The 20304-nt window shown below is 50.9% G+C and carries 6 protein-coding genes; 4 read left to right on the top strand and 2 right to left on the bottom strand.

Annotation, left to right across the window (positions count from 1 at the left end; all coding sequences use genetic code 11):
• Nucleotides 1-2: 2 nt before the first annotated feature.
• Nucleotides 3-1106, bottom strand: coding sequence for an ABC transporter substrate-binding protein (locus tag H6F68_RS06045; protein WP_199299937.1), 1104 nt, complete (start codon nt 1104-1106; stop codon nt 3-5).
• Between the two features lie 75 nt (nt 1107-1181).
• Nucleotides 1182-3779 (bottom strand): TonB-dependent receptor, encoded by a 2598-nt coding sequence (locus tag H6F68_RS06040; RefSeq protein WP_190557318.1) that lies wholly within the window; start codon nt 3777-3779, stop codon nt 1182-1184.
• A gap of 648 nt (nt 3780-4427) precedes the next feature.
• On the opposite strand from H6F68_RS06040, the gene H6F68_RS06035 reads away from it, so the two are divergent.
• Genes H6F68_RS06035 through H6F68_RS06020 form a run of 4 tightly spaced genes read left to right on the top strand, consistent with a single transcriptional unit; the run spans nt 4428 to nt 20302 of the window.
• Nucleotides 4428-9773 (top strand): non-ribosomal peptide synthetase, encoded by a 5346-nt coding sequence (locus H6F68_RS06035; protein ID WP_313930037.1) that lies wholly within the window; start codon nt 4428-4430, stop codon nt 9771-9773.
• A gap of 46 nt (nt 9774-9819) precedes the next feature.
• The gene (locus H6F68_RS06030) at nt 9820-14421 is read left to right on the top strand and encodes a type I polyketide synthase (RefSeq protein WP_190557315.1); all 4602 of its coding nucleotides are present in this window, start codon (nt 9820-9822) and stop codon (nt 14419-14421) included.
• A gap of 5 nt (nt 14422-14426) precedes the next feature.
• A complete protein-coding gene (locus H6F68_RS06025; protein ID WP_190557313.1) occupies nt 14427-15533 on the top strand; it encodes an LLM class flavin-dependent oxidoreductase in 1107 nt (368 codons plus the stop codon).
• A gap of 5 nt (nt 15534-15538) precedes the next feature.
• Complete coding sequence (locus H6F68_RS06020; RefSeq protein ID WP_199299936.1) at nt 15539-20302, top strand: non-ribosomal peptide synthetase; 4764 nt, start codon at nt 15539-15541, stop codon at nt 20300-20302.
• The last annotated feature ends 2 nt before the right edge of the window (nt 20303-20304 follow it).

Raw genomic sequence — 20304 nt, 5'->3', positions numbered from 1 at the left:
ATCTAAGCCTCATCGACCAAATATTTGAACAAGTCATCAATCACCAAATTGGCGGCGATCGGGCCACTGCCAATCCAGTACTTGGGTACTTGATAAACGCGGTTTTGTTTCACGGCTGTTAGGTTGGCCCAGAGGGGATCAGACTTGAGTTGCTCCAATTGCTTCTGAGCAGCCTGAGTTGATTTGGCATCATTCTCCCCTGTCCAGACAAACAAGACATCTCCATCTGCCTGACTCAACAGCTCTCGACTAATCGACAACTGCACCGAATTGCCACCCAAAGCCTTTGCTTCTGAAGCACTCAAATTTTGAGAAGACGGACGAGATAACCCTGCATCTGCCAAGATCGTGCCACAGAAGGAGTCCTTTAAATAAAGGCTGATGCCATCTGGATAGACCCGCACCACTGATACCTGAGTTTGATCTGGCTGGGAACCAGCAGTACCCGCACCCATCTTCTGTTTAAACTCTTCTAAACGGGCTTTGTACTTGGCCATCAGTTGCTCAGCTTCAGCCGTTTTGCCAAGGGCTTGGGCATAGAGTTGCAATGTCTTCTTCCAGGCTCCGCTACCCTCTCCATCATCAATCACCGTAGACGCAATGCGAGACAATTGCGGATAGATGGCTTTGTGGTCTGTCTGCCACCCCAAAATCAGATCAGGCTTGAGCGCCAAAATCTTTTCTAGGCTCGGAGCCCCAGACCGTCCCACATTTGGGATATTCGCCGTCCGCTCTTGTAGATAAGAATCATTCACCTGGTTGCTACCAATCGGTTGTACACCGAGGGAGAGCACGGTATCTAACCAACTCAAAGACACAACTCGCTGGGGAGCGGCAGGCACTTGAGTCGTCCCCATCGCATGCTGAACCGATCGCGTCTCGCTAGTGGTAGCCGCAGGAGAGTTTAACGACGGTTGAGAGCCAGAGTCAGAAACGACATCTCGACCACAGGCAACTGTTGTCATGAGGGTGAGCAAGAGCAGCAGACTCAACCGCAGCCAGCGATCGCGATATCTTTGCAATTGCGCTGATACTTGCGATCGCCAGATCTTTCCCATCTCTTGTGAGTAGAACTTGAGTTGTCGAACCACCCTGAGCATGTTCATGACATACGTAAAATATGGATCAAATATCTCTAGCTCCCCTTCCCTATGAGGGAAGGGGCTGGGGGTTAGGTATCCTTAGAACGATACAGACAAGGAACCAATGATCGTGAGGGGCTCGCCGGGACTTATATATTCGCGGAAGCCTTCACTGTTCTCGACATAATTGATATCAAACAGGTTCTTGATGTTAATCGCAGCTCGCCAGTTATCCCGACGGTAGAAGACAACCGCATCGGTGCGGACATAGCTAGGTAGCTCGAAGGTAGCATCGAGGTCCCCTGCGCGATCGCCCACGAAGAACAAACCTGCACCAAAGCCAAAGCCTTGCAAGTTGCCGCTCTGAATCTCATAGGTAGACCATAAACTGCCACTGTTGCGGGGCACGTTGGTCAGCCGATTGCCTACGGTCAACAAGTTATCTTTAGTGATTTCGGCCTCAATGTTGGCATAGGAGGCAATGACGTTCCAACCTGGAGCTAGTTCTCCGGTGACATCCAGTTCAATCCCTCGGCTACGAACTTCACCCACAGGGAGACTAAAGCGTCTGTTGTTCGGGTCACGGGTGGCAATGTTGGTTTTCGTCAGCTCAAAAGCAGCTAAGTTCGTAACCAACCGACCATCTAGAAACTCACCCCGCACCCCAACTTCATACTGAGTACCACGTTCGGGATCTAGGGGAGAGCCGTCGGCCCGGATGGATCGAGAGGGGACAAAGGAGCGGCTGAAGCTGCCATAAAGAGAAATCGGTTCAATTGGCTGGTAGACCAAACCAACTTGTGGACTGAAGGCATTATCGTCCTGCTCAAACTCTCGGCCTGACAAGTTGTTGGTGGTGGATTGATCAAAGAAGTCGATGCGTCCACCCGCAAGCAAGATCAAGTTATCAGTCAGGTCAATTTGGTCTTGCAGGTAAAGCCCTACCGTATTGATCCGACTGCCATCGTCCCGAACTGGCTCAGTCAGTTCCGAGATATCAGGGCGATCGCCATAAACCGGATTAAAGATATCAATCGGGAAGTCAGGATCACCAGGTAAAGATTTTTGTGTCCCTTCTCGCGATGTCCGACCAAAATCCACCCCAACCAAGAGTGTGTGGTCGATCGCACCCGTCGAGAACTTCCCAGTGATGTTGGTCTGTACGTCTAGGGTGTCTGACTCGTCATCGTTAGACAAGAAACGGCGATCGAGTTGACCGCTATCTTGAATAAACCAAGAGTCAGCGCGGTAGTCGAAGGTGTCAGCCTTGGTAAACCGCAAGCCGTTGCGAATTTTCCAGTTATCGTTGAGTTCATGTTCCAGCTGATAGCCAACCGAAAATTCTTCAACTTCACCTTCGTCATCGGGATGACCCAATACGCGATCGTAAGGAATATCCGCAATTCCTTCGCCAATTGCCACAATGCCTCGGTCAAACGGACGCTTGTCTTTGAGGTAGTCAGCCTCGAATACCACAGATGTGCGATCGCCAATATCCCAAGCCAGAACAGGAGCCACAAAGAAGCGATCGGTATCTTGATCAAAGTCGCGGAAGTTACCGCCGCCTTCAAACACAGCGTTGAGGCGATAGCGCACCGAGCCATCATCGTTGACTGGGCCTGTCAGGTCTACGCTGGGGCGGAACAGACCAAAACTACCAACTGATAGTTCGGCACTATAGGCAGGATCAAACAGGGGTTGCTCAGTAACCAGGTTGACTACCCCGCCGGGTTCTAGCTGTCCATAGAGAACTGAAGCGGGGCCACGCAAAACTTCAATCCGCTCAACGTTGACGCTTTCCCGCAAGCTGCGTTGGTTTTGGCGGAAGCCATTCCGCAAAAAAGTGTCCTGAGAGAATCCGCGAATGGTAAAGCGATCGCGCGTTCCCCCAAAGCTATCATCTTGAGCGACACCCGCAACGTTCTGGAGCGCCTCTCCAACGCGAACTGCCCGCTGATCTTCTAAAACTTGCTCTGGTACCACCTGAACTGAACGGGGTGTATCTCGCAGTGGGGCTTCTGTTCTGGTGGCAGAGGTGGCGCGTCTAACTGTGTAGCCTTCCTCCTCATCATCGGTCGCGACAATCCGAATTGCATCACTCTCACCCTCAGCGCTCTCATCACCAGCGCTACTATCTGCGGCACTATCATCTGTTTCAGTAGTGGTTTCCGCTTCTGTGGTGGTTTCAGTATTTGCCTCGGTTGTATCTGCCTCGGTTGTATCTGTTTCAGTGGTGGCAGATTCCGTCGTGTTAGATTCTGTGGGAGATGTTTCAGTCGCGATCGCGCCCGCAGAATTGATGTTTAAAAATACTGTATTTCCCTGACGAGTTAGCGCACTGATGGGGACAGCCGACTCTCCCACGATTGTCACCCGTACGCTATTTGTGGTCAGTGAGGTGACAGTGACTTCGGCAATACCCGCCGCTGGATTGGTTTGACGAAAAGATTCTTGGCCCGCTAAGCGCAGTTGTGCATTTGTGATATCCGTGGTGAGCGTATTTCCAGAACTGGTGGTCAAAGCTCGAACCGCAGCACCATTGCTGGTTTCCAAGACAACTTCTAAGCCGCCATCCTTGGGATTTAGTTGAACGTTTGTAATTTGGCTGCTCTGTGCCCAAGCAGGGCTAGCAATCAGAGCGGGCACCACCCCAAGCAGGCCAAGGCTACAACTCAGGAACTGCGGTCTACTGGTCATATCTCCTCACGTATCAATGAAAAGCACGTTAACTGCAACTGGCTGATTTATCAGCAGCATATTCTGAGACACCTCATCAACGATGAACTCGCTGGGTATCTAGAACCTTGACTAGACTAATTCTCAATTAGAAGTCATAGGAAGTCTGAATGGCATCTTACTACACTTAGAATAGTTCTCAACAAAATTGTGTCAAGAAATTTGATTCAATCCTGTATTCCATTCACTGCCAGTACTTGGAAGATATTCGAAGTGGGTTCAAAGGTAGGAGATTGGATGGATGGCTAGATAAAACTTGCTCCTAGTTGACAATAATTTTCTTTTAGGGGTTGCCAAGGGTTTAAGTTGAACCTATATTAATTGAGAACTAATGTCATTTACAAACAGTTTGTGTTTATCTTGAAATTCTAGAAATGTTTCAATTTAGCGATTACATCATGGCTGGCTAAAACGCTAGAAGCCCTACCTGACAAGGTAATCAGTCATTCAACGGAATTTTTAGCAATCTATTGACTCATCTCCTCGGCTTGAATTTTGGAATGACCAACGGGATCGCGATCGTCACTCCCAGTTCCAATCGGCTCGAGGAGTGATGACTCACATCAGCCCTCAGTTTTCTGCCTGATGCATCTACAAGGAAGGTAAAGTGTGACTCAGCATCATCTGGAATTTGCAATTGGTTATCCAACGATGGTGGAACTGCTCCGCGAGCGAGCATCCCAGCAAGCAAACCAACGAGCCTTTACATTCTTAGCGGATGGTGAAACTGAGTCAGACTGGCTCACTTATGCAGACTTTGATCAACGGAGTCGAGCGATCGCGGCTCAACTCCAAGCCCTGAACTTGCAAGGAGAACGGGCATTACTGCTATATCCTCCTGGGTTGGATTATTTGACGGCATTCTTTGGTTGTCTCTATGCAGGGGTCGTAGCAGTTCCAGCGTATCCCCCCCGCAATGCCCGCAACACGCCCAGAATCCTCAGCATGGTGCAGGATGCCGAAGCCGCGATCGCCCTCACCACTTCTAGTTTGGTTGATAAGATTCAATCTTTGCTAAGCGAGCATACGGCACTAGATTCGCTGCAATGGTTAACGACCGATCAACTACCAAAGCATCTGGCAAACGATTGGCAAGAGCCGCAATTAGATAAGGATACGTTGGCTTTTCTGCAATATACTTCTGGCTCCACCGGTACTCCCAAGGGGGTGATGGTCAGCCACGGCAACTTACTCCACAATGCCGCCACGACCTATCAATATATGGGGCATTCTCCTGAGAGCGTGTTTGTCTCCTGGTTGCCTGCTTATCACGATATGGGCTTGATCGGGGGGATCTTACAACCGCTCTATGGTGGGTTTCCTTGTGTGCTGATGCCACCTGCGACGTTTTTGCAGCGCCCTTATCGTTGGCTCCAGGCGATCTCCCGCTACAAAGCCACGACCAGCGGCGGCCCCAATTTTGCCTACGACCTCTGCGCACAAAAAATCACGCTGGAACAGCGACAAACCCTGGATTTAAGCAATTGGCAAGTAGCATTCAACGGTGCAGAGCCTGTGCGGGGTGAAACACTGAAAGCCTTTGCTGAAACCTTTGCCGAATGCGGATTCCGCCCAGAAGCCTTCTATCCCTGCTATGGCATGGCAGAGGCAACATTAATGGTATCAGGCGGTTCACCTGGAATTGCACCCCCGATCAAAACCGTGCAAGCGATCGCTTTAGAGCAAGATCAGATCCTTGAGGCGACACCTGACACTGAGGATACGCGCCTATTGGTAGGTTGCGGTCAAAGTATCCCGGATCAAACTGTGGCGATCGCCCATCCCCAAAACCTGACCTCCTGTGCAGAGGGTCAAGTTGGGGAAGTCTGGGTGACAGGCCCTAGCGTTGGTCAAGGCTACTGGAATCGCCTCGAAGAAACTCAGGCTACCTTTGGTGCTTATCTGGCAGATACAGTTGCAGGCCCCTTCTTGAGAACCGGGGATCTGGGCTTCTTGCAAGAGGGAGAGTTGTTTATCACTGGACGGGTGAAAGACCTGATCATCATTCGCGGTCGCAATCTGTATCCTCAAGATATTGAACGCACTGCCGAGCAAAGCCATCCTTCTCTAAAGATTGGGGCTGGGGCTGCGTTTACCGTTGAGGTGAATCAGGAAGAGCGGCTGGTCGTGGTGCAGGAACTAGAATTCCGCCAACAGCCTGACATGGAGAAAGTCGCAGGAGCCATTCGAGGCGCGATCGCCCAAGCCTTTGAGGTGCAGGTATATGCAGTAGTGCTGCTAAAACCAGGACATATCCCCAAGACCACCAGTGGCAAAATTCAACGTCGCGCTTGTCGAGCCGACTTTTTAGCAGGAAGTTTAGCTGCTGCGGGTAGCAGCATTATCGATGTCATACACGATGACAGTGCAGCGAATGAATTAACTCGCGCTGACTTGTTGGCGATCGCATCTACAGAGCGTCAGGCTGTCTTGGAAGTTGAACTTCAGCGGCAAGTGGCGGCTGTGGTGGGGGTTCGTCCAGATCAGATCAATCCTGAGCAACCCCTAAATACGCTAGGGATCGACTCGATCATGGCAGTGACCCTGAAAAACGATTTAGAGATCAATCTAAGAGTGACGATTTCCGCGATTGATTTCTTAGATGATGTGAGTCTGACAGAACTGACGCAACAAATTCTAGCTCAGCTTGAAGAAGGAGGTGAGCGATCGCACTCAATCCTCAAACGGGATGCGATTGCTGACACCTATTTCTTATCTTTTGCCCAACAACGTCTCTGGTTTGTGCACCAAATAGAACCGGATAGCCCGTTCTACAACTTGCCTGTGGCAATTCAGCTCACCGGGGCGTTATCCGTTCCGGTGCTAGAGCAGAGTTTGCAGGCGATCGCCCAACGCCACGAAATTCTGCGGACTCGGTTCATGGCGCAGGGTGGGCAACCTGTGCAGATCATTGAGTCTGGCTTGCCATTCCAACTGGCGATTGTGGATTGCACCTCATTCAATGATCCAGAAACAGAACTGCGATCGCTACTGCAATCTGAGGCCAGCAGACCTTTTGATCTCGAGCAGTATCCTCTTTGGCGGGTGCAATTGTTGCGATTGAGTGACACTCACCATGTGCTATTGCTCGCCTTCCATCACACGATCGCCGATGGTTGGTCGATGACACGGGTATTGATTGAGGAATTAGCGGTTCACTACGAAGCCATTCAGTTAGGCCAAGATCCTGCTCTCCCAGAGTTACCCATTCAATACGTAGACTTCGCGCTGTGGCAGCGGCAACAGTGGCAAACCGGAGCCTTCCAACTGCATCAAACCTATTGGCAGCAGCAATTAGAGGGATTACCTGTCCTGCAACTACCCACAACTTATCCACGCCCAGCCGTACCCAGCTTCCGAGGCGATAAACTTGCCTTTACCCTCTCGGCTGATCAAACTACTGCGCTCAAAGCGTTGAGTCAGCGAGAAGGCGTGACGCTGTTTATGACACTGTTGGCAGCTTTTAAGGTGTTGCTATATCGCTACAGTGGTCAGACCGATCTCCTGGTCGGTTCTCCTATTGCCAATCGCAATCAGCCAGCGCTGGAGAACTTGATGGGTTGCTTCGTCAATACCATTGTGTTGCGAACTGAGTTAAGCGGTAATCCCAGCTTTCAAGAACTGTTGAAGCGAGTGCGACGGGTGGCGTTAGATGCTTACTTGCATCAAGATTTACCCTTCGATCAACTCGTGCAACAACTGCATTCCGATCGCGATATCAGCCGCAACCCCCTCTTCCAAACCTGGTTTTCGCTGCAAAACATGCCAGCTTCTAGCTTGGAGTTCGCAGGACTTTCCCTAGAATCCTTAGATGTGGATACGGGAACCTCTCAGTTTGACCTCAGCTTGGATATGGAAGAGCGCCACGGCACACTGATGGGCTGGGTGGAATACAGCACCGATTTGTTTGACCAATCTGCGATCGCCCGTTTTGTAGAGCATTTCCAAACACTCCTCGCCAGTATCCTTCAAGCACCCGATCAATCGCTCGCCACGCTGCCAATTCTGCCATCTGCTGAGCGTCAACAGCTTTTGGTGGATTGGAACTCAGGCACTCATGATCTGCCACAACTATCGTTCCAGAAACAATTTGAGCAACAGGCGATCGCCACTCCAGATATGCCAGCGTTAGTTGATGCAGAGACATCCTTAACTTACAGAGAACTGAATGAGCGTGTTAATCAGCTTACTCACTACTTGCAAAGCTTAGGAGTAACAAAAGACACATTTGTAGGAGTTTGTTTAGAGCGATCGCCTGAGCTAATCATTAGCATTCTGGCAATTCTCAAAGCTGGGGGCGCGTATGTACCGCTAGATCCCAACTATCCAGAAGAACGCCTCTTGTTCATGCTGGAAGATGCTCAGGTTGCCATCTTGTTAACTCAACAAGACATCACTTTGCCGGTCCCTCCCACCCTGCAGCGCATTAACCTCGACACAAGTTGGACAGAGATTGCCCAGTATCCAATCACTTCTCCTATTTGTGCTGCCACAGAAGACGATTTAGCTTATCTCATCTACACCTCAGGTTCTACAGGCAAGCCCAAGGGCGTGATGATCGAGCGACGATCGCTAACTCACTTTGTTGATAGTGCCATTCAGATCTACGAGATTAAATCAGGCGATCAGGTGCTGCAATTTGCCTCGATTAGCTTTGATGTGGCAGTAGAAGAGATTTTCTCAACCTTGGCAGCAGGGGCAACGCTGGTCTTGCGTACAGGCTCAATGCTTGAGTCAATGGCTAGCTTCTTGCAGCATTGTCGTCACCAAGCCATTACTGTTCTAAATTTGCCAACTGCCTTTTGGCACCAACTGGTTCATGCGCTCTCTACGGCAACCCTCACCCTGCCCGAATCGTTGCGGCTGGTGATGATTGGGAGTGAAAAGGCACTCCCTGACTCAGTGCATCTGTGGAAACAATACGCAAATTCGCAGATCCGATTAGTGAATGCCTACGGGCCAACAGAAACCACGGTAACAGCGACCTATTGCGATATTGCGGGTCCACGCGCTGTGCCATTCGATCACGAGGTTCCCATCGGGCGATCGCTCCCCAATGTGCAGCTCTATGTGCTAGATGCCCATCAGCAACCCGTACCTATTGGGATTCCTGGTGAACTCTATATCGGTGGAGTCGGTGTCGCCAGAGGCTACCTCAATCGTCCTGATCTCACGAATGAACGCTTTATTCCCAATCCATTCAAGGATCTTCCTCGCCCCTCTTATTCCTCACTCTTATATAAAACTGGCGATCGCGTCCGCTACCGCACTGACGGGCATCTAGAGTTCTTGGGACGGGTGGATCATCAGGTTAAAATTCGGGGTTTTCGGATTGAAGTGGGAGAAATTGAAGCGACACTCGCTCAACATCCCAACGTGCAAGAAGCTTTGGTGCTGGCGCGAGAAGATCAACCGGGTCAAGTTCGTTTGGTTGCTTATGTAGTCCTGGTCAACAGCCACCCTGAAACCCAGCAAGAGTTGCGCGATTTTCTCAAACAACGGCTACCAGCTTACATGCTGCCTGCTGCTTATGTGATATTGGATGCGTTTCCGCTCACGCCCAACGGTAAGGTAGACCGCCAATCGCTCCCCGAGCCAGAAGGCGATCGCCCTACACTTCAGGTCAATTATGTCGCACCGCAAAATGAGCTAGAGCAAGCGATCGCAGGCATTTGGCAAGCGGCTTTGGCAGTAGAGCAAGTCGGCATTGATGACAACTTCTTTGAATTGGGCGGACATTCTCTCTTAGTGATTCAGGTACAACATGCGCTGCAATCAAGTTTGAAGCGAGAGATCGCCGTCATTGATTTGTTCAAATATCCAACCGTGCGATCGCTGACGCAGTATCTCAATCAGCAAGATATCCCAACTGATTTGCAACCTGTGTATGACCGCGCCCAACGTCGCAAAGCCGCTTTACAAGACCGACGGGCTAGCAGATCTGCAAGGCGATAACGTCTCTCTCCGCCTCTAACCTTCATTCATCGCGAGAACGAAATCCATGACGACCAACTCACTCGATGGAATCGCCATTATCGGCATGATAGGTCGCTTTCCAGGCGCGAAAAACATTCAGGAATTCTGGCACAACTTGCAAAATGGCGTAGAAGCGATCGCCTGGTTTAGCGATGAGGAATTGTTGGCGGCGGGGGTAGATCCCGATCTCTTACAGCGCCCCAACTATGTAAAAGCGGGCGCTGTCTTGGATGGCATTGATCAATTTGATGCGATCTTCTTTGGCTACAGCCCACGGGAAGCGGAGACGCTAGACCCCCAGCAGCGCTTATTTTTGGAGTGTGCTTGGGAGGGATTAGAGCACGCCGGATACGACCCACAACGATATGACGGACGGATTGGTGTTTATGCAGGTGTAGGTTGGGATAGTTATTTAGTCTTCAACCTGGCGGGCCATCCCCAGTTGCTTGATCAAACCCACGGCTATCAAACCGTGCTCAGTAATGAAAAAGATCATCTCACCACGCGAGTTTCCTACAAGCTCAATTTGAAGGGGCCAAGCCTCGATATCCAGACTGCTTGTTCTACCTCTTTGGTCGCGACTAATCTCGCTTGTCAGAGTTTGCTCAGCTATCAGTGTGATATGGCATTGGCAGGTGGAGTAACGATCTCTGTGCCTCATCGCACCGGATATTTACATCAAACAGGAGGGATTCTCTCACCGGATGGTCGCTGTCGCGCTTTTGATGCTCAGGCAGCAGGCACCGTGGCAGGCAATGGTGTCGGTGTCGTAGTACTGAAGCGATTGGAAGATGCGATCGCCGAGCGAGACATGATCTACGCTGTGATTAAGGGTACTGCAATCAACAATGATGGCGCAGTGAAAGTGGGATATACGGCTCCTAGTGTGGAAGGACAGGCCGAGGCGATCGCGGAAGCCCTGGCAGTGGCGGAAATTGAACCAGAGACTATCAGCTACGTTGAAACCCACGGCACCGGAACTGCCCTCGGTGACCCGATTGAAATTAGTGCTCTGACGCAAGCCTTCCGCAGCCAAACTCAAAAAAAACAGTTCTGTGCGATCGGTTCCGTTAAGACAAATATCGGCCATTTAGACGCGGCGGCGGGTGTGACCAGTCTGATCAAAACCACACTGGCGCTACATCACCAACAAATTCCGCCCAGCCTGCATTTTGAGCAACCGAATCCACAAATTGATTTTGCCAACAGTCCGTTTTATGTAAATACCCAACTCACAGATTGGAAAACGAATCATGCTCCGCGACGGGCAGGTGTAAGCTCCTTTGGCATCGGTGGCACGAATGCCCATGCGGTACTCGAAGAAGCGCCAAACCTCCCCTCATCTGGTACTTCTCGACCCTGGCAACTGCTTTTGTTATCTGCCAAAACCACAACTGCTTTAGAAGCGGCAACGACTCGTTTGCGCGATCATTTAGCTCAGCACCCAGAGCAGAATTTAGCGGATGTTGCCCATACTCTCCAGGTAGGACGGCAGCGGTTTAATCATCGGCGGATGGTGGTCTGTCGAGATAACGCTGAAGCAATCCAAATCCTGCGATCGCAAGAGCCCAAACAGATTGTCACCCACGTAGAAGCACCGCAAAGCCGCTCTATCACTTTCCTCTTCCCAGGGCAGGGAGCGCAATATGCCGGCATGGGGCGGGATCTATATCAAACAGAACCTGTGTTTCGAGAATGGATCGATCGCGGCTCTGAGCTGTTGAAATCCATCCTGGGGCTAGATTTGCGAGATCTCTTGTACTGCACAGAAACTGAATCTGGTAGCGAACAACTACAACAAACAGCGATCGCTCAACCTGCGTTGTTCTTGGTGGAATATGCCTTGGCGCAACTCTGGATGTCTTGGGGAGTGCAGCCGCAAGCATTGACTGGCCATAGCGTGGGTGAATATGTCGCCGCTTGTTTGGCGGGTGTGTTCTCGTTTGAGGATGCGCTCAGGTTGGTGGCAAAACGGAGTCAGCTCATGCAATCCCTGCCCACGGGGTCGATGCTGGCGGTTTCCCTATCTGAGACACAAATCAAACTTTGGCTGAACCATGATCTCTCTTTAGCAGCCATCAATGCTCCCAATCTATGTGTGGTGTCGGGTACAACGGCTGCAATTGAAGAGTTGCGCGATCGCCTAACTGCCCAAAACGTAGAATGTCGCTTGCTCCACACATCTCACGCATTCCACTCTGCCATGATGGAACCGATCTTGGTCTCTTTCCGAGCAGCGGTGAGTCAGGTGAAGTTGCAGCCTCCGACTCTGCGGCTACTGTCGAACCTGACAGGCACCTGGATGACCTCAGCAGAAGCAACCAGCCCTGACTATTGGGTGCAGCATCTACGGCAACCAGTACGCTTTTCGGCGGGAGTGAGCCAACTGCTGCAAGAGCCAAACTGCATTCTGCTTGAAGTTGGCCCCGGTCGCACCCTCAGCACCCTGATCCGCCAGCATCAATCGCAAGCCAGCGGGCAAATCATCCTCTCCTCTCTGCGTCATCCCAAAGATGCGCCAAAAGAGATCGAATCAGATATTTCCTTTTTGCTCAATGTCCTAGGGCGGCTGTGGTTAGCAGGTTTAGAAATTGACTGGTCAGGCTTCTATGCCCATGAGCAACGACGACGGTTACCCTTGCCCACCTATCCCTTTGAGCGTCAACGGTATTGGATTGATCCGCCTACCAAGCAGGCAAATTCCACACCAGCAGCCCCTGCTTTAGGCAAAAAGTCAAATGTCAGTGATTGGTTTTATGTCCCTTCCTGGCAGCAATCGCCATTAGTAGCACCTACGATCGCCAATCCTCAACATTACCTAATCCTGGCGGACTCATCAGGCGTTGGATCTGAGCTTGCTAGTCAGTTAGGACAAGCGAGACATGCAGTGACAACCGTGATGATGGGCGATCGCTTTACTCAGAAAGATGAGCGCACCTACACCATCAATCCCCAAACGCCAGAAGACTATCAAACACTCTTTCAGACAATCTCTCAACAGCCAACGGCGATCGCTCACTGCTGGAACTTAGAGGGAGAAGCGCGATCGCCTGAAGAGAAGCAATCTTTGGAATTCTATAGTCTGCTTTATCTAACCCAAGCTTTGGCGCAACAGAATTTCAGCGATCGAGTTCATCTGACCGTAATTACGCAAGACTTGTACGATATCACAGGTCAAGAAGCGCTTGATCCAACCGCAGCAACCAGCCTAGGGTTCTGTCGTGTCTTGCCCAGAGAACAGCTCAACCTGACCTGCTCTCACATCGATCTCGATTCACGTACGACCAATGCGTCTGGTTCCCCACAAGGTTGGAGGGCTAGAGGGTCAACAATTCAACACCTCACCACAGAACTTTGTTCCACCACTTCAGAGCAACCCTTTCAGCAGATTGCTTATCGTGGGCGGCATCGTTGGGTACAATCTCTAGAGCCTGTAAATCTGGAGTCCCCATCAACCCCTCAAATTCAATTACAACCGGGTGGTGTTTACCTAATCACAGGTGGATTGGGTGGCATTGGTTTATCTCTCGCTCGTTACCTGGCTGAATCGGTACAGGCCAAGCTGGTTCTAATCAGCCGTTCGGGACAAGCAGAGTCTCAAACCCTACAAGCACTGGAAGCCTTGGGCGCAGAGGTTCTGGTCGTTCAAGCAGATGTGACAAATCGAGAGCAGATGAGAGAGGCGATCGCTCAGACGCTACAACGATTTGGCAAGTTGAATGGAGTAATCCACGCCGCAGGAATTGCTGGGGGTGGCATTGCCCAACTGAAAACCTTTGAAGCCGCAGCGGCGGTTCTCGCGCCGAAAGTGCAAGGCACCCTCGTTTTGAAGGAAGTGCTACAAGAGATCTCGCTGGATTTCCTCTGCCTGTGTTCTTCCCTCAGCAGCATCATTGGCGAATTTGGTCAGAGCGATTACTGTGCTGCCAATGCCTTCCTCGATGCGTTTGCTCACTATTGGACTGCCAAATATGGTTCCCCGGCGATCGCGATTAATTGGGATACTTGGCAACAGGTGGGAATGGCAGTAAATACAACGCTTCCAGAAGCCTTGCAGCAACAGCGAGCAGCTAGTTTACAGCAGGGATTGACCACCGAGGAGGGCATTGAAGTCTTCCAACGAATTCTGCAAAGTGGCTTGCCGCAGGTGATTGTCTCGACGCAAGATTTACAGGCCGTGGTTGAGCAGCATCAGCAAACGGTGTTGCAGCAAACTCAGTCTGCTTCTATCGATCAGTTTGTCTCCGCATCAGAAGGGCGATCGCGTCATCATCTCCTGCCGCACAGTGCCTATGTCGCGCCTCACAGTGCCGTAGAACAACAGATTGCTGATATCTGGCAAGACCTCTTGGGGGTTGAACCGATTGGCATTCATGACAGTTTCTTTGAGTTGGGTGGGCATTCCCTTTTGGCAGTCCAGGCGGTCTCCCGATTGCGCGATCTATTCCAGGTGGAATTACCTTTGCGAGTGCTGTTGGGCGAGGCTTCCACGATCGCTGAATTGGCGCAGTGGATTGAGTCTCAGCAACCGCAAGGTGAGGATTTAGAGGCGATCGCGCAACTCCTGGCAGATATTGAAAATCTCACGCCTGAGCAGCTTCAAAATCAATTGGAAACTTCTCGCTAATCATCATGCAGTTTGGTCTCTTTTACTTCTCTGGCGACGGTTCTACCCACAGTTCCGATAAATATCGGCTCCTAACAGAAGGTGCAAAATTCGCCGATCGCCACGGGTTTTCTTCCATCTGGATTCCCGAACGGCACTTTCATGACTTTGGCGGGCTGTATCCCAACCCAGCGGTGATTAATGCCGCTCTGGCGATGATTACTGAGCGGGTACAGTTGCGATCGGGGAGTGTGGTTTTACCCCTGCAAGAGCCGCTGCGGGTAGCCGAAGAGTGGGCAGTGGTGGATAACTTATCCAACGGTCGGGTGGGTCTTACGTTTGCCTATGGCTGGCATGTGGATGACTTTGTGTTGTTGCCCAAAAATTATCGCGATCGCCAAGCCGTGATGTGGCGCGAAATCGATACGGTGCAACGGTTGTGGGAAGGTGAAGCGATTGAACGCAAAAATGGATCGGGGCAGCCTGTGCAAGTTCGCACCTTGCCTCGCCCAGTTCAGCCCAAACTGCCGATTTGGATTACCTGCCATTCTGATCACACGTTTACAGAGGCAGCACGGCTCGGTGCTAATGTTTTGACTTCCCTGCTGCACTCATCGGTAGATGAACTGGCACCGAAAATCCAGCTTTACCGGAAGGCTCGCGCTCAATACGGTCATGATCCCGATGCAGGCCAAGTCTCCCTAATGATGCATACCTTTATCAGTGAAGACTATGAGCAGGTGAAGCGGCAGGTGCAAGCTCCCTTTTGTAATTACTTAAAAACTCACTTTGACCTGATTGAAAGCTTGGTCAAGCGAGAGAATTTGCCTATCAACCTAGCACAATTTACCGAAAGTGATATTGAGACGCTGCTGCAATTTGGCTTTGAGCGTTATCTCGATGGCAAAACCTTAATTGGTACCGCTGAAACCTGTGAACCCGTGATTCAACGCCTCCGGGAAATTGGGGTAGATGAAGTCGCTTGCCTGATTGATTTTGGCATTGACTTTGATCTAGCGATCGCCAGTTTGGAGCATCTCAACCATTTCAAAGATCGCATCCAACAATCTCTCTCCCTTGAACCTGTTGCGGCTGCCTCTTCAGGCCAATACTCAGCTTTGAGTTTCTTTTGATCATCATGGGCGCTGAAACGATGAATGACCTGGCTAAACGGATTGCGGCTCTCTCTCCAGAACAACGAAAGCTATTTGAGCAGCGACTCAAACAACAAAGAGAACAGTCTGCTCAGGTTCTCACGATTCCGCGTCGACAATCTGGAAATTCGCTACCTTTATCCTTTGACCAGGAGCGGATTTGGTTTTTTGAACAGCTAGAACCCAATAGTTGCCTCTATAATATTCCCTTTGCGGTGCGGTTAGAAGGGGCACTCAACGCGATCGCCCTTCAGCAAAGTTTTAGTGCCATCATGCAGCGCCACGAAAGCCTGCGGACCACCTTCACTACACAAGATGGTCAACCGATTCAAGTCATTCATCCTACATTAGCTTGCCAGTTAGTACTCAGAGAGATTAGCGATCGCCAAATCCTCGAATCCCAAGAATCTGAGCTGGCCTCCCTCTTACTCCAAGAATCTCAGCATCCGTTTGACCTCGCTCATGGCCCCTTGCTGCGAGCGGTTTTGCTGCGCCTCAATGCCACTCACCATGTGCTGTTGGTGATTCTCCATCACCTGATTGCCGATGGTTGGTCGCGGGGGGTATTTATTGAAGAATTGGCGGCTTGCTATCAGGCGTTCAGCTGTCAAGTGCCTGTGTCTTTGCCAGAACTACCGATTCAATATGGTGATGTGGCCGTGTGGCAACGGCAATGGCAAACCAGTGAAACCGCCAAAACTCAACTTGCCTATTGGCAGCAGCAGTTACAGGATTTGCCAATTCTCAACTTGCCCACAGATAAGTCGCGCCCCTCCTCCCAAACTTTTAATGGTGCGAAACTTCCGGTGCAGCTTTCAGATTCCCTAACGCGATCGCTGAAAGCCCTAAGCCAGAGAGAAGGTGCGACGCTATTTATGACGCTCCTCACCGCTTTTAACCTGCTGCTGCACTACTACAGCGGGCAAGAGGATGTGGTCGTAGGCACCGATGTCGCCAATCGCAACCGTACCGAAACCGAACGGTTGATTGGGCTGTTTGTGAATCAGTTGGTGCTGCGAACCGATCTATCTGGAAATCCCACCTTTCGGCAGCTATTGGCACGGGTGCGACAGGTGACAGTAGACGCCTACGCCCATCAAGACCTCCCATTCAACACGCTGGTAGAGACTCTCAACCCCGATCGAACCTCAGGGCGATCGCCACTGTTCCAGGTTAAGTTTGTCCTACAAAACGCCCCAATGCCACCCCTGACTCTCCCCGGTTTAACCGTGACATCCCTAGAGGAGATCGACACCCATACGGCAACATTAGATTTGTTCTTTGCCCTCTCTGAAACCGAGCAAGGTCTAACGGGAGCGATCGAGTACAACACCGATTTGTTTAAATCGGCCACTGTGCAACGCCTGCTGGGACACTTCCAGCATCTGTTGGAGCAGGTTGTTGCCAATCCCGATCGCCATCTGTCAGAGTTTTGTTTGTTGACTACGGCAGAGTGGCAGCAAATTATCAAATGGAATCAGACCGAGCAAGAGTTTGCTGTAGAGCCAGGTTCGAACTTGGTTGAGCTGTTTGAAGCTCAGGTAGCCCGGACACCCGATGCGATCGCCGTTACCTACGAAGACCAATCTCTCACCTACAGCGAACTCAACCAACGCGCTAACCAACTGGCTCACTATCTGCGATCGCTCGGTGTTGGCCCAGAAGTGCTGGTTGGCCTTTGTGTTGAGCGATCGCTAGAGATGATCATTAGCATCCTCGCGATTCTCAAAGCGGGGGGTGCCTATGTGCCACTAGACCCCTCCTACCCAGCAGAGCGTCTAGCGTTCATGCTCAATGATGCTCAGGTGCCAGTATTGGTAACGATGAGCAGCCACGAGCAGCAGTTATCTCCTCAGGGAACTAAGGTCGTTTGCCTCGATCGCGATGCTCCCGTCATCAGCCAACAAAGCCTTGACAATTTGGTGAGTGGCGTGACAGCCGACCATCTCGCCTATGTCATTTACACGTCTGGCTCTACAGGTAAACCGAAAGGCGTATTAGTCAACCATCGCAATGTCGTGCGTCTCTTTACCGCCACTCAATCCTGCTACCACTTCAACGAACAGGATGTTTGGACGCTCTTTCACTCCTACGCCTTTGACTTCTCCGTTTGGGAGATCTGGGGGGCATTGCTGTATGGTGGGCGATTGGTCGTGGTGTCTTATTGGAACACGCGATCGCCGGAAGCATTTTATAAATTGTTGTGCCAAGAACGGGTGACCGTCCTTAATCAAACACCCTCAGCGTTCCGTCAGCTGATTCAAGCAGAAACAGCTTTGGAAGTATCTCCAGATCTCAGCCTCCGTTTAGTCATTTTTGGTGGAGAAGCGTTATCTTATCCCAGCTTGCAACCCTGGTTTGAGCGGCATGGCGACCAAGTTCCTCAGCTCGTCAACATGTACGGCATTACAGAAACCACGGTGCATGTAACATATCACCCGCTCTCCATGACTGTTCTTGATGCTACCAAAAGTGTAATCGGTAAGACGATTTCAGACCTCCAGGTATCTATCCTGAATCAGTATCAGCAACCAGTCCCGATCGGTGTGCCTGGTGAAATGTATGTGGGTGGAGCAGGTGTTGCTCGTGGCTATCTCAACCGCCCTGAGTTAAACCAGGAACGATTCATTGTCAATTCCTTCAGCGAACACTCCTCACCCCTCTCCTCACTTCTCTACAAAAGCGGAGATCTAGCGCGGTATCTTTCCGATGGCACGATTGAGTACTTGGGACGCATTGATCACCAAGTGAAGCTGCGCGGCTTCCGAGTCGAACTGGGTGAAATTGAAGCCGCTCTCAGCCAACATCCCGGTGTGCAAGAGCAAGCAGTAATTGTGCAAGAGGGACAAGGTGAAAAAGGCGAGCAACTGGTGGCCTATATTGTGCCGCAAGCAGAAACCACACCAGATCTAATTTCTCAGTTACGAGATTGGCTGAAGGCAAGACTACCGGAATATATGGTTCCCAGCACTTTTGTGCCTTTGTCATCAATCCCGCTGACCCCCAATGGCAAGCTCGATCGCAAGAATTTACCTGCTCCTACGGGCGATGCTGTGGTGCGATCGCAACTGATTCCACCTCGCACCGCTACCGAGAAACAACTGGCTGAGATCTGGTCGCAACTGCTCGTCACTGATGCTATTGGCATTCAGGACAATTTCTTTGAACTGGGTGGACATTCCCTCTTGGCCACTCAGGTGATCTCTCGCGTTCGGGAAACTTTAGGGGTGGACATATCCCTGCGGCAAATATTTGCTTATCCCACGATCGCGGAATTTGCCACTCAGGTAGAACAAGCTAGCAGCACAACCGCAGCAGTTCCGCCTCTACAACGCCTCGCTCAGCGGCAGCAACTCCCTCTCTCTTTTGCTCAACAGCGGCTCTGGTTCTTGCATCAACTCAACCCTGATGATTTGTCCTATAACTGTGCAGGCGCAATTCAACTTCAGGGACATCTCGACATTACAGCGCTAGAGCAAAGTTTGAATGCACTTGTCCAGCGGCATGAGGTGTTACGGACACAATTTGTTGTCGAGGAAGGACAACAAATTCAGGTAATTCTGCCAACGCTCCCGGTGGATTTGCCTGTAGTGGATTTGCGTCAGGACAACGCTGATCTCAGCTCGTGGCTCCAGCAGGCAAGCCAACACCGCTTCGATCTCAACCAAGCGCCTCTCTTTCAATTCACGCTCCTGCATTTGAGAGATCACGAATATACTCTCCTACTGAGCTTACACCACATCATTTCGGATGCTTGGTCGATCGGGGTCTTCTTGCAAGAGGTGGCGGATTTGTATGCTGCTTTTGCTCAAGGAGAAGCCCCAAGCCTGCCAAATCTCCCCATTCAATATGCCGACTTTGCCGTTTGGCAGCGTCAGTGGTTGCAAGGAGAGGTGCTGGAATCGCAGCTTGCCTACTGGAAAGCCCAGTTCAAGGAGATTCCGCCACCGTTAAAGTTTGCGATCGCCAATTCCTCTTCAGAAGCACCAGCCACATCTCAAGGCGCACGATATCCGCTCACGTTCGCTGCTAACTTAACCACAGCGCTCAAAACGTTGAGTCAAGAAATCGACGCCACTTTATTTATGACGCTGTTGGCAGGGTTTAATGCCTTGCTTCACTATGCCACCCAGCAAACGGATATTGCTGTGGGTTCTCCGATCGCGAACCGTAATCATCGGGAAATTGAGGGCTTGATTGGCTTCTTTGTGAATACGCTGGTGCTGCGAACCGACTTATCTGGTGATCCTACTTTTCGAGAATTGGTGTTGCGGGTGCGAGAGACGGCACTGGGAGCTTATGCCAATCAGGATGTGCCGTTTGAGCGACTAGTAACCGAACTCCAGATCGATCGCCAACTGGGGCAATCGCCTCTCTTCCAAACTTGGTTTGTACTGCAAAATACCCCTATGCCCAGCGTTGAGATGCCTGGATTGCAATTAACGCTGTCTGACATAGATGTCGGTGTGGTGCGGCATGACCTGAAGCTGGATCTTACAGAAACCACGGCTGGACTGGAGGGCTTTTTTGAATATAAAACCGCTCGATTTGAGGCGATCGCCATTACTCGCCTAGCCCGCCTCTACCAAACCTTACTAGAAACTGTCATTGCCCAACTGGATATCCGCCTGAGTCGTTTAACGCAGATCTTAGCCGAAACTGAGAAACAGCAGCAACAGCAGGCAGGGCAAGCCTTTAAAGCCACCCAGCGACAAAAACTCAGCCAAATTAAACGTAAACGGTCTTAAAA

This window comes from Trichocoleus sp. FACHB-262, from assembly GCF_014696035.1.
In the GTDB taxonomy this organism is placed as follows: Bacteria; Cyanobacteriota; Cyanobacteriia; order FACHB-46; family FACHB-46; genus Trichocoleus.
The sequence above is the reverse complement of the archived record's forward strand: the minus strand, read 5'-3'. Positions and strand labels throughout refer to the sequence as shown.

Excerpts from the sequence above, each read along its gene's own strand:
- H6F68_RS06045 (WP_199299937.1), bottom strand. The coding sequence starts at position 1,106 with ATGAACATGCTCAGGGTGGTTCGACAACTCAAGTTCTACTCACAAGAG.
- H6F68_RS06040 (WP_190557318.1), bottom strand. The coding sequence starts at position 3,779 with ATGACCAGTAGACCGCAGTTCCTGAGTTGTAGCCTTGGCCTGCTTGGG.
- H6F68_RS06030 (WP_190557315.1), top strand. The coding sequence starts at position 9,820 with ATGACGACCAACTCACTCGATGGAATCGCCATTATCGGCATGATAGGT.
- H6F68_RS06025 (WP_190557313.1), top strand. The coding sequence starts at position 14,427 with ATGCAGTTTGGTCTCTTTTACTTCTCTGGCGACGGTTCTACCCACAGT.
- H6F68_RS06020 (WP_199299936.1), top strand. The coding sequence starts at position 15,539 with ATGGGCGCTGAAACGATGAATGACCTGGCTAAACGGATTGCGGCTCTC.